Source organism: Polaromonas aquatica, assembly GCF_042659145.1.
GTDB classification, from domain to species: domain Bacteria; phylum Pseudomonadota; class Gammaproteobacteria; order Burkholderiales; family Burkholderiaceae_C; genus Polaromonas; species Polaromonas aquatica.
In genome coordinates, this window is the sequence record NZ_JBHSRS010000065.1 from 1 (window position 1) to 11,143 (window position 11,143).

At 62.9% G+C, this 11,143-nt stretch carries 8 protein-coding genes; 4 read left to right on the forward strand and 4 right to left on the reverse strand.

What is annotated here, in order from left to right; all coding sequences use genetic code 11:
* The first annotated feature begins 70 nt into the window (after positions 1-70).
* Entirely contained in the window at positions 71-1,000 is a 930-nt protein-coding gene (locus ACFQND_RS12650; RefSeq protein ID WP_377413714.1) for a LysR family transcriptional regulator, read from the forward strand.
* A gap of 151 nt (positions 1,001-1,151) precedes the next feature.
* On the opposite strand, the gene ACFQND_RS12655 is transcribed toward ACFQND_RS12650, so the two are convergent.
* From ACFQND_RS12655 to ACFQND_RS12670, 4 genes are all read right to left on the reverse strand, one after another.
* The gene (locus ACFQND_RS12655; protein ID WP_371436388.1) at positions 1,152-2,849 is read right to left on the reverse strand and encodes a phospholipase D family protein; all 1,698 of its coding nucleotides are present in this window, start codon (positions 2,847-2,849) and stop codon (positions 1,152-1,154) included.
* Between the two features lie 131 nt (positions 2,850-2,980).
* On the reverse strand, positions 2,981-4,912 hold the full coding sequence (locus ACFQND_RS12660; RefSeq protein ID WP_371436387.1) for an ATP-binding cassette domain-containing protein: 1,932 nt from the start codon (positions 4,910-4,912) through the stop codon (positions 2,981-2,983).
* Between the two features lie 46 nt (positions 4,913-4,958).
* Positions 4,959-6,263 (reverse strand): serine hydrolase domain-containing protein, encoded by a 1,305-nt coding sequence (locus tag ACFQND_RS12665; protein WP_371436390.1) that lies wholly within the window; start codon positions 6,261-6,263, stop codon positions 4,959-4,961.
* Between the two features lie 122 nt (positions 6,264-6,385).
* Positions 6,386-7,864 (reverse strand): alginate export family protein, encoded by a 1,479-nt coding sequence (locus ACFQND_RS12670; protein ID WP_371436386.1) that lies wholly within the window; start codon positions 7,862-7,864, stop codon positions 6,386-6,388.
* 141 nt (positions 7,865-8,005) lie between these two features.
* Here ACFQND_RS12670 and ACFQND_RS12675 point away from each other — a divergent pair, with 141 nt between their 5' ends.
* From ACFQND_RS12675 to ACFQND_RS12685, 3 genes are all read left to right on the forward strand, one after another.
* The gene (locus ACFQND_RS12675; RefSeq protein WP_371436385.1) at positions 8,006-8,470 is read left to right on the forward strand and encodes a (2Fe-2S)-binding protein; all 465 of its coding nucleotides are present in this window, start codon (positions 8,006-8,008) and stop codon (positions 8,468-8,470) included.
* The gene (locus ACFQND_RS12680) at positions 8,467-10,770 is read left to right on the forward strand and encodes a xanthine dehydrogenase family protein molybdopterin-binding subunit (protein ID WP_371436384.1); all 2,304 of its coding nucleotides are present in this window, start codon (positions 8,467-8,469) and stop codon (positions 10,768-10,770) included. Before ACFQND_RS12675 ends, ACFQND_RS12680 begins: the two co-directional genes overlap by 4 nt.
* Before the next feature lie 113 nt (positions 10,771-10,883).
* Positions 10,884-11,105: a hypothetical protein gene (locus ACFQND_RS12685; protein WP_371436383.1), complete on the forward strand. Its 222-nt coding sequence runs from the start codon at positions 10,884-10,886 to the stop codon at positions 11,103-11,105.
* Positions 11,106-11,143: the final 38 nt, after the last annotated feature.

The window sequence follows — 11,143 nt, forward strand, 5'->3', positions numbered from 1 at the left end:
CACAATACATAGTTGCAGAATCCGTAATAATTGTTTATTCCCACTGGCCCATGGGCCTTCAAAGGTGCTTATGGACCGGTTGCTTTCCATGCGTGTGTTCCAGAAAGTCATTGATGAGGGGGGGTTTGCGGCTGCTGCACGCGTGCTTGACATGTCCCCGGCGACCATCACGCGCCTGGTGACCGACCTGGAGCAGCATCTGGGCACGCGGCTGATACAGCGCACCACCCGCAAGCTGGCGCTGACTGAGGCCGGCGAGGCTTATCTGCTGCGTGTGCGCAGCATCCTCAGCGAGGTGGACGATGCGGAAGCTGCCGCAACGCAGAGCTCAAACGAGTTGCAGGGGTCGGTGAATGTGCTGGCTCCGTCCCTCTTTGCGAGCTATTTCCTGGCGAAAAAAGTGACGCCATGGCTGGCGCTTTACCCAAAGGTGGCGCTGCACCTGCATGTGGACTCGTTTCCCTACTCTCGCGTGGAAGAATTTGACGTGACCTTCATGGTGGTCAACGAAGGTTTTGATGCCAATATCGTTGCCCGCCCCATCGGCAGCGTGGAATGGATTGTGTGCGCCAGCCCGGACTACCTGAAACGCCGCGGCACGCCTTTGCAGCCACAGGATTTGCAGAACCATCTTTACCTGCGCTTTCCCTGGCAGGCGCGGTCGGGCCATTCCGCGCAGAGCATGCGCCTGTCGCGGCAGGATGGCTCACAGGACGATGTCGAGGTCCGGATGCATGTGGCACTGCAGTCCGAAAGCTACGAGGTGTTGTTCCGAGCTGCCATCGACGGCGCCGGCGTGGCGGTGCTGCCGCGTTTCCCCGCAGTGGATTACGTGGCCAGAGGTGAACTGGTGCAGTTGCTGCCCGACTGGATTTTTGGCCGCTACACCGTGTATGCGGCTTTGCCCACACGCAAGCTGATTCCTGCGCGCACACGCGCCTTTCTCGACTTTGCGACCAGCCAGGCTTTGCAGACAGATGCGGGGAAAAACCTTCCCTAGTGCTTCGGCAGGCCATGGCCGAAACCCGTGCCTGTGCGGTTACCGTCGTCTGCTATGAATTCAATAGCTGGTTGCGCTTGCAGTACGGGGGCAGAGGCTTTTTTTTGATAAAAAATAGCCTTGAAAACGCTCCGGGCAATCCTTCAACGCATCAAAGCATCTCATCCGGGGCAAATGGCGCAATCAGTTTGACCGCCAGCCGCAGGCCCAGGCTGGCATCGGGCTCAACACTGACGTCTTTCAGCCCGGAGCCCTGCGGCGGGTGCCAGACCAGCTTGCCATCGACCAGGTCCACCTGGTAGGAGCCGCTGGCCAGCACGGGTTCTATCATGCGGGTGGCCTGGGCCGAGAGGGTGCGGTTGCGGATGACGATGGCGACTTCGCTGTTTTGCAGTTGCGAGCGCAGGTCCAGGTTCATGGAGCCGACCACCAGCAGGCGGCTGTCCATCACCACCACCTTGGCATGCAGGCTGGCGCGCGAGCCGATAGAGCCGGTGAACAGGGCAAAGCTGGTGATGGAGCTTTCCTGCTCGGCGCGCATTTCGTGGATTTCCACGCCCATGCGCAGCAGCCTTTCGCGGTAGCGCGCGTAACCCACATGCGCGGCGGGTGCGTCGTTGGAAGCCAGCGAGTTGGTCAGCACGCGAATCCGTATGCCGCGTTCGCGCAGGCTGGCAAACTGTTTCATCATGAGTTCGCCGGGCACAAAATACGGCGAGACGATCAGCAGATCGGTTTTGGCCTGTGACATGAGCTGCAGCAGCCCGTCGACGGCGGTGTCCTGCGGGTCGCCCGCGATGTCGGCATCGGGCGCGATCTTGGACGGTTTGTCCACCAGCAGGGCGGAGGAGGCCCAAGTCCAGGGCAGCAAGCGCAGGTCGGTCGAGTCGGGCAGGGTCGGGATGGTGGCGGTGGCGCCGTTGGGCGCGGTGCTGACCCGCGTGATACTGCCCGAGCGGTCCTGTGCCGTTTGCGCGGTGTCGGCCGGCATCGTGGCCTCTGCCGCATTGTTGTCGCTCCCCGGGCTGGTCCTGCCGGCGGCGGGCCTGGCGGCGTCTATATCTTTAACCGTCATCAGTGACTGCACCGGGTAGGCCAGCGGGTTGTTCCAGTACTGGTCAAAACTCTGCGACAGCTCGCGTGCGATGCGGCCGGCCGCCAGGACGTCTATGTCTATGAAGTTTGTGCCGTCGCTCTGTCCGAAATAGGTTTCACCCAGGTTGCGCCCGCCGGTGATGGCCACAGCGTTGTCGGCTACAAAAATCTTGTTGTGCATGCGCCGCTGCATGCGCTGGGCGTCCCCGAGGTTGCTCAGGAGGCGGAAAAACATCGATGCGCGCCCGCCGCGCAGGGGGTTGAACAGCCGCATCTCGATATTGGGTTCGAAAGCCAGCTTCAGGATCTGGGCGTTTTTGCCTGAGGTGTTGAAGTCGTCCAGCAGTATGCGTACGCGCACGCCGCGGCCGGCGGCTTCGCGCAGGGCCTCCATCATGCGCTCGGTGGTTTCATCGGCGAGGATGGCGTAGTACTGCAGGTCCAGCGTTTTCTGCGCTGCCTTGATCAGGGTCATGCGGCTGGTAAAGGCCAGCTCGGCGCTGCCGACCAGGGCAAAACCCGAGTCGTTGCGGGTGCTGGCCTGGGCCGCCCGCGCTTCCACGAGCTGCCCCAGCCGGGTTTCCGCCGGGTTCGCCAGCGCTGTGGAAACCGGCCTGTCCACTTCGCTGGGCAGGGATGCGCAGCCGGTCAGCCACAAACCCAGCAGCAGCGGGGCCAGCCAGTGCAGCATGCCGGCACGCCGCGCCTCCGGGGCCAGGTGGCAGTCCGGAGGGGTGTCGGCGGTGGTGTGCATGATGCAGCCACTTTATCGCAAGCCGCCGTTTTTGGGGATGGGGCGGCCTGCGCGAGCGCCTGTTCCTGATGTAGGCGCGTGGCTTGAGATGAATGGCGGCCCGTCGGCTTGTCACGCGCCGGGCAGGGTTCTCAGGAGGACAGCGTTTCCCAGCGTTGCAGCGCAGCCATCAGTTCTTCTTCAATCTTGGCGTTGCGCGCCGTCAGCTCGGCCGCCCGTTTGGCGTTGGTCGCGTAAATCGTGCCGTCAAACAGCTCCTGCGTGATGGCTTTTTGCTGCGATTCAAGCTGCGAAATCAGCGCCGGCAGGCCATCGAGTTCGCGCTGCTCCTTGTAGCTCAGCTTCTTTTTTGATAGCTGGTTGCGCGCGTCCTTATTGGGCTCGGGCGTATTTTTATCTGATTTTTTGGAACTGGAGGTGGCCGCTGGTGCCGGTTTTGCGCTGCCGGTGATCTGCGCGGCCCGTTTGGATTGCGTGATCCAGTCGGTTACGCCGCCTTCGTACTCACGCCAGAAGCCCGGGTTCTCTGGCGTGCCCTCGTAAGCAATGGTGCTGGTCACCACGTTGTCGAGAAAGCGCCTGTCGTGGCTGACCAGAAAGACCGTGCCTTCGTAGTTTTGCAGCAGGTCTTCCAGCAGTTCCAGGGTGTCGATGTCCAGGTCGTTGGTCGGCTCGTCCAGCACCAGCACATTGGCCGGGCGCGCAAACAGGCGTGCCAGCAGCAGGCGGTTGCGTTCGCCGCCCGAGAGCGTGCGCACGGGCGAGTTGGCGCGTGCAGGCGAGAACAGAAAGTCGGTCAGGTAGCTCTTGACGTGTTTTTTCTGGCCGTTGATTTCCACCCACTCGCTGCCCGGGCTGATGAAGTCTTCCAGCGTTGCGTCCAGGTCCAGGCTGTCGCGCATCTGGTCAAAGTAGGCCACCTGCAGGTTGGCGCCCTGGCGGATCTTGCCGGGCGGCGTGGTCACATCCGGCTGGATTTCACCGAGTATGAGCTTGAGCAGCGTGGTCTTGCCGGCGCCATTGGGGCCCAGCAGGCCGATCTTGTCGCCGCGCAACAAAGTGCCGGTGAATTTGTTGACGATGATTTTCTCTGCGCCCGGGTGGCCAAAGCTTTTGCTCACATCGGTGAGTTCTGCCACGATCTTGCCGCTTTTCTCGCCGCTGGAGACGTCCAGGTTGACGCGGCCGACCGCATCGCGCCGCGCCGCACGGTTGTCGCGCAGGGCTTCAAGCCGGCCTATGCGGGCCACGCTGCGGGTGCGGCGCGCTTCCACACCCTTGCGGATCCAGATTTCTTCCTGCGCCAGCAGCTTGTCGGCCTTGGCGTTGATGACGGCTTCCTGCGCCATCTGGTCTTCCTTCTGGATCAGGTACTGGGCAAAGTTGCCGGGGTAGGGGCGCAGCTTGCCTCGGTCCAGCTCGACAATGACGGTGGCGACCTGGTCCAGGAAGGCCCGGTCATGGGTGATGGTGATGATGCTGCCGTTGAAATTGACCAGCAGTTCCTCCAGCCAGGCGATGGAGTCCAGGTCCAGGTGGTTGGTCGGCTCATCGAGCAGCAGCACGTCGGGCTTGGCAACCAGTGCCTGCGCCAGCGCCACGCGCTTTTTGGTGCCGCCCGAGAGCGAACCGACGATGGCGTCCTTGTCCAGGTGCAGGCGGTGCAGGGTTTCCTCCACGCGCTGCTCCCAGGTCCAGCCGTCCAGTGCCTCGATTTCGGATTGCAGTGCATCCAGATCGGTGTTCTCATCGGCCGCCAGGTATTGCTCAACTACGTGTCTGGTCCTTGCCAAACCTGCGCTGGCAGCTATGAAAACAGTAGCATGCGGGTCCAGGCTGGGCTCCTGCGGGACGTAGGCAATGCGCAGGTTTTGCTGCAACTGCAGGGTGCCGTCATCGGGTTTGTCTATACCGGCCAGGATTTTGAGCAGCGAGGACTTGCCCGTGCCGTTGCGGCCGATCAGGCCAATGCGCTGGTTGGTTTCGAGGGCGAAATCTGCGTGGTCCAGCAGTGCGACGTGCCCAAAAGCGAGTTGGGCGTCAAGAAGGGTAATAAGTGCCATATAGGGGGCAGATTATCCGCCCCCGCTGTGAACCCCGCGTATTTGCTCAGCGCGGCGTGGCGATCAGGTACCTGGCCAGCGCGTGGTAGGCCGGCAGCGAGGTCGGGTCGTTGGCCGCATTGCCGGCCACCGGGTTCGAAGCAAAACGGGCAATCACCATTTCGGCTTTCGGGTCTATGTACAGCGCCTGGCCGTGTACGCCGCGCGCCATGTACGCACCGTGTTCGTTGTGTGTGACCCACCACATGTCGCGGTAGCTCCAGCCCGGCAGCAGCTTGTAGCCGGCCTTGGCAAAGTTGCCCTTGTCGCCGCCTTGCCGGATGTCGTCGATCGCCGCCTTGGGCAGGATTTGCTGGCCGTTGAAGACACCGTCGTTGCGCAGCATCTCGCCGAAGCGGGCCAGGTCGCGCAGGCCGGAATTCATGCCGCCGCCGGCAAACGGTGTGCCTATGGAGTCCACGGTGTAATACCCGTCCTGCTCGGCGCCCAGGCGTTGCCAGATGCGTTCGGACAGCAGTTGCGCCACCGAGCGGCCGGTGGCGCGGGCGATGACCCAGCCCAGCGCATCGGTGTTGGCGGTTTTGTAGCCGAAGGCTTCACCGTGGCGGCCTTGCGGCTTCACGGTTTGCAAAAAGTCGTAGTAACTGCGTGGCCCTGTGTAGCCCTTGGGTTTGGGCAGCGGGCTGCCGGCGGCCGCATGTTGCCAGACCTCGGCCTTGGGGTCTGCGTAGTCTTCGCTGAAGCGGATGCCGGTGGTCATGTCCAGCAACTGGCGCACGGTGGCGCTGCCGAAGGCCGAGCGCGACAGCTCTGGCACGTACTCGGACACACGTTTGTCTGCGTCGAGTTTGCCTTCGGCCACCAGCGTCGCACCCAGGGTGCCGGCGAGGGACTTGCTGACCGACATCAGGCCGTGCTGCCCGCCCTCCTTCAACACGCCGAAATAACGTTCGTAAACCACACGTCCGCGGTGCAGCACCACGATGCCATCCGTGTAATTGGCCGGCAGCGATTGCGCCCAGGTCATGGGCTGGCTGCCGCCCAGCGGTGTGAAGCTCACGCTGTCGATATCGTCACGTTCGGCGCGCGGCAGCGGAACGGGCGCACCCAGTCCGCGCGAGACATTCATAGTGGGCATCAGCTGGCGGAAGTTGGAAACGCTCCAGCGCAGGGCCGGAAACTGGAAGTAACTGCCGTCGTCAAAACGCAGGATGCGGTTGGCTGGTGGCGGCGAACCCACCATCCAGCCGAGTTTGGCCGGGTCGCTGGCCACGGCGTCCAGCGGCGCCTTGCTCTTTGCCGCTGATTCGGGCGCCGCGAAAGCGCCGGTCACGCTTGCAGCCAGGGCCATGGACAGGCCCATCAGCAGGAAAAAGCGCGAAGGGCTGCGCGTGTGTACGGGATGTTGCATAAATGCCTTTCAGGGTTGGCGGCTGCCGGGCCGCTGCATGCGAGTTTCATAAAAAGCGGGTATCAATACGAGACCACCAGGTTGACCAGCCAGCCCCACCACTGCGGCGCCGAGCCGCCGACCAGCCGTTCTATCCCGGCGCCGGGGCGGGAGAGGCTGACACCCCCCGTGAGGTAGGTGTGCTTGTCGAGCACGCGTGTGTATTTCAGGAAAAAGTCGTCCGCCAGATGGGCGGTGGTGACGCCGGTGATCACGCTGGGTGCGCCGCCGACGAGGATGAGCCGGGTGGACTGGCCGAACTGCAGCGGGCTGCCGAGCTGGTTCGCGTAGATGCGTGCCACATACAGGTTCAGGATGTCGCGCGGTGTGGGTGACCATTCGACTGCGATCTGGTGCGTCCGCACATTGGTATTGATAAATACCATGGAGGCCTTGCTTCCGGTGGCCCAGGCGCCGGGACTGCCTTCGTAGAACAGCGGGTCGAAGCGTTCCAGCCGTGAGGTGGTGGGGTCATCCCCCGAGAGTGTCTGGAAGGAATAGGAGATTTTGGGTTTGCCGGGCAGGGCGGTGAAGTTGTAGCCAAACTCGGCCTTGCCGCCCCAGGCCCGCATATCTATGCGCGGGTTGCGCTCCAGCGCGGCGTCGACACCCACCCAGAGTGTGCCGCTCTGCCGCTCCAGCACTGGCCAGCGCGCAAAGCCATAAACAAAAGCCATGCCGTTGCGGGCGCCGTCAATAATGGTCGGCGGCCCGAGGCCGCCCTGGGCCGCCTGCGGATAGGGTGATGCGGAGCGGGTGACCTTGCCGTAGGACACGCCGGCAAACTTGTCCGCCGCGGGTTTGTACTGGAACACCGCCCCGGCGAGCCGGGTGCCGGATTCGTTGTCGGGTTGTTCGTTGGGCTCCAGGTAAAAGGCTTCGGTGGACCAGTCGCCCTGGGTGAGCCGGGCAATGCCGGTCATGGCAAAGGCCTTGCGCGGACCCAGCTTGAGGGCCCCGCGGTCAAACCCGTTCGATGCGCCGTTGGACACGAGCATGCCGGTTCCTATGCTGTAACGCTGGGAGCCCGCCGACAGGTCCAGGCGCGCGGAACTGTTGGGAATATCCATGCGCAGGCCAATATAGGCATCCTCCAGCGAGGCGCGCCCGGTGTTGCCTGCATCAAAGGCGTCGCGCCCCAGCGTGCCCGAGCCGACCATGGACAGCGCCCCGTAAGCCTCAAGGCCGGGCCGCAGGCTGCGCGCGGCGGCAACGCCGGGTTTGACATAAAACTCGCCCCAGCCGCGATTGGGGCTGAAGGCGGCGTTTTGCGCGAAAGTGTCGGAGAGCTTCCAGAACAGGTTGTGCTCACTGGCATACTGGACGCCGGCTTCGATGGAGTAGTTGACGCGGGTACCGGTGTCGTCGGCAGACGATTCCGCCAGTGCGGGCGCGTGTGATGCTGCGAAGGCCAGGGCCGATGCCAGTGCCTGGGCCCGGCGCCGGCGGCCTGTTTGCTGCGGAGTGCTGCGCATTGGCGGTAAAGGGCGTAGCCGTTCCATGGTCAACCTCCGGAGCACCTTGCGGTTTGCAGGTGGGGTCATGATAGATCAAGGACCGGCCATGCAGTGAGCCCCTCTACCGCCTGCCTTGCCTCCTCTATATAGTCGTCGAATCCGGCGACCCTTGCTGAAGGAGGCATCTTGGAACTGCAAATCAATGACCAGGCCGTTCAGGCCGATGTCGACGCCGGCATGCCCCTGCTATGGGTACTGCGCGATGTATTGAACATGACGGGCACCAAGTTTGGCTGCGGCGTGGCTGCATGCGGGGCCTGTACTGTGCGGGTGGATGGCCAGGCGGTGCGCTCTTGCGTGGTTCCCGTGTCTGCCGTCCAGGGCAAACGTATCCAGACCATTGAGGCGCTGGGGACCCTGGAAAAACCGCATGCCTTGCAACTGGCATGGATTGCGGAGCAGGTGCCCCAATGCGGCTATTGCCAGTCAGGCATGCTGATGGCGGCCGCGGCCCTGCTCGAAAAAACACCCAGGCCTACCGATGCAGACATTGACGAGGCCATGACCAATATTTGCCGCTGCGGCACTTACCAGCGGGTGCGGCTGGCCATCAAGCGGGCGGCGGGCACGACCAGGAAGACAAAAGCATGAGGCGCAGGGCCTGGCTGCTGAGTGCTGCGGGAACGGCCGGGGCCTTGCTTGTAGGCTGGGGCGTGTTGCCGGCGCGTTCCCGGATAGGCAGCGCAACGCGGCCCTGGCCGGCGAATGCCGGGCCCGATCTTGCCGGGGTGGTGTTCAACGGTTGGATCAAGATCAGGGCCGACGGCGGGGTGGTGCTGGCCATGCCGCGCAGCGAAATGGGGCAGGGCGTGTTTACCGCGCTGGCCATGCTGGTGGCCGAGGAACTGGACGTACCCCTTGCCAGCGTGAATGTGCAACAGGCTGGCGCCGACACCATCTATGGCAATGTGGCCATGCTGGTGGGCAGCCTGCCGTTTCATCCGCTGGAAGCGGATGACCATGCGCCGGAAGGGGCTCCCAGGGTTCGTCCCGGCAAAGTCCGGGCGGGTGAGTGGCTGATGGGCAAGGTGGCCCGCGAGATGGGCATCAATGCGACGGGCGGTTCATCCAGCGTGGCCGATGCCTGGGACGTGTTGCGTACGGCTGCTGCCACGGCGAGGGCGTCCCTGCTGGGGGCGGCATCCCTGCAGTGGAAACTGCCGGTGGCCGAGCTAGGCACAAAAAATGGCGTGATCTCCCATCCCTCGGGGCCTTCGGCACATTACGGGCAGTTTGCCAAATTTGCAGCGGTCACGCCCCCGGGTGAGGTCAGGCTCAAGAGCCGCAGGGACTGGCAGTTGATCGGCAAGAGCGCCCCGCGCAAGGATGTGCCTGCAAAAGTCAACGGCTCGGCGATCTTTGGCGTCGATGTGCGCCTGCCCGGCATGCTGTACGCCGCCGTGCGCCTGTGCCCCATGCTGGGGGGCTCGCCCGGTGCGATCAACCCGAATGCGGCGCTGGCCATGCCCGGCGTGGAGCGTATGGTGCGTCTGCAGGCTTATGCCGGCTCTACCGCCGGGTTTGCCGTGGTGGGAAAAACCTGGTGGCATGCCCAGCAAGCCGCCCAGGCCGTGCAGGTGGAGTGGCAGCAACGCCCGGCGGGTGCGCTGGACAGCCGGTTGATTGAAAAAGAACTTGCTGCCGCCCTGGCGCAGGCAGAGGGTCATACCTTTTATGACAAGGGCTCGGTCGATGTTGCCGAGTCGGTTGCTGCGCGCAAGGTAGAGGCCCTGTATCGCGCGCCCTACCTGGCACACGCCACGATGGAGCCCATGAACTGCACTGTGCAGGTCAAAGACGGCAGGGTTTTGCTGTGGGCGCCTACCCAGGTGCCGCAGATGGCCGTGGCGATGGCTGCCCGGGTGGCCGGCGTGGCGCCTGAAGACGTCGATCTCACTGTGACATTGCTGGGGGGCGGTTTTGGGCGCCGGCTGGATGTGGATTTTGTGGCCCAGGCCGTACGCGTGGCCATGGACTGCGGTGGTCGGCCGGTCCAGTTGATCTGGGCGCGCGAAGAGGACATGACCCATGATTTCTACCGGCCCATGCACATTGCGGTCCTGCGCGCAGCCGTGGATGCGCAGGGGCAGGCCAGCAGCCTGCGTATCAGGTCCGCAGGCGACGCCATTTCGCTGCGCTGGATGGAGCGTGGCCTGCCTGCGCTGGCCGGGCCGGTGGACATGGCCGACAAAAGTAGCGCCGAAGGCCTGTTCGACCTGCCTTATGGCTTTGCCAATCAGAAAATGTCACATGTGGCCACCCGCATGGCTGTGCCGGTGGGTTTCTGGCGGTCCGTGGGGCATTCGCACAATGCTTTTTTCTCGGAGAGCTTTGTTGACGAGCTGGCGTTCGACGCCGGGCAGGACCCGCTTGCCTTCAGGCGTTCCCTCTTAAAGGATGCGCCGCGCCACCTGGCGGTTCTGGACCTGGCGGCAGCCGCAGCGGCTTGGGGCAAACCGCTGCCAGCGGGGCAGGCGCGCGGCATTGCTTTGCATGAGTCATTTGGCTCCATAGTGGCGCAAGTGGCCGAGGTGTCACTGCCCAATGGCCAGGTGCGTGTGCACCGGGTTGTCTGCGCCGTGGACTGCGGCATCGTGGTTAACCCTGATATCGTGGCTCAGCAAATGGAAGGCTCGGTGGTATTTGCACTGACAGCGGCGCTGCACGGCAAGGTGGATATCCATGAGGGGGCGGTGCAACAGAAGAACTTCCCGGATTACCCCATGCTGCGGCTGGCGCAGGCACCCCTGGTTCAAACCCATCTTGTTTCCAGTACAAGGCCTCCTGGCGGGGTAGGTGAGCCGGGTGTGCCGCCACTGGCCCCGGCGGTGGCCAATGCATTGTTCTCCCTCAACGGAATGCGCCTGCGCACATTGCCTTTACGTCCTTAACCAGAAGTATTGCTGTCACGTGGAGGTTTTGGGGGCAAAAGCCATGCTATAGTCGCTGGCTCAGCAGATGAAAGACGGCCTTCAGGGAAGTCGCTAATTGGTTGAGAAAGGTCTTGGAAGCAAAGCAAATTTTTCAAATTTGTTTTGACTGGAATGAAAAAACCGGTATAGAATCTAAGGCTCGACTGATTACAGTCAGGCATGTCGAAAATGCGAAAATCAAGGCTGAGCCCAAGGGTAAAGCTAAGGCGATCAAGGATTCGGCAGGCAAACAAAAAATAAAATTTTTGTTGACCGCGATGAAAAATCCGGTATATAATTTGAGGCTCAGCTGATTACAGCTAACGACGAAAACGAAGCGGCAAGCTGCCAA

What these genes read in the sequence shown, in the direction of transcription:
- ACFQND_RS12655 (WP_371436388.1), bottom strand. Translation starts at nt 2,849, where the DNA reads ATGCACACCACCGCCGACACCCCTCCGGACTGCCACCTGGCCCCGGAG.
- ACFQND_RS12660 (WP_371436387.1), bottom strand. Translation starts at nt 4,912, where the DNA reads ATGGCACTTATTACCCTTCTTGACGCCCAACTCGCTTTTGGGCACGTC.
- ACFQND_RS12665 (WP_371436390.1), bottom strand. Translation starts at nt 6,263, where the DNA reads ATGGCCCTGGCTGCAAGCGTGACCGGCGCTTTCGCGGCGCCCGAATCA.
- ACFQND_RS12650 (WP_377413714.1), top strand. Translation starts at nt 71, where the DNA reads ATGGACCGGTTGCTTTCCATGCGTGTGTTCCAGAAAGTCATTGATGAG.
- ACFQND_RS12680 (WP_371436384.1), top strand. Translation starts at nt 8,467, where the DNA reads ATGAGGCGCAGGGCCTGGCTGCTGAGTGCTGCGGGAACGGCCGGGGCC.
- ACFQND_RS12670 (WP_371436386.1), bottom strand. Translation starts at nt 7,864, where the DNA reads ATGGAACGGCTACGCCCTTTACCGCCAATGCGCAGCACTCCGCAGCAA.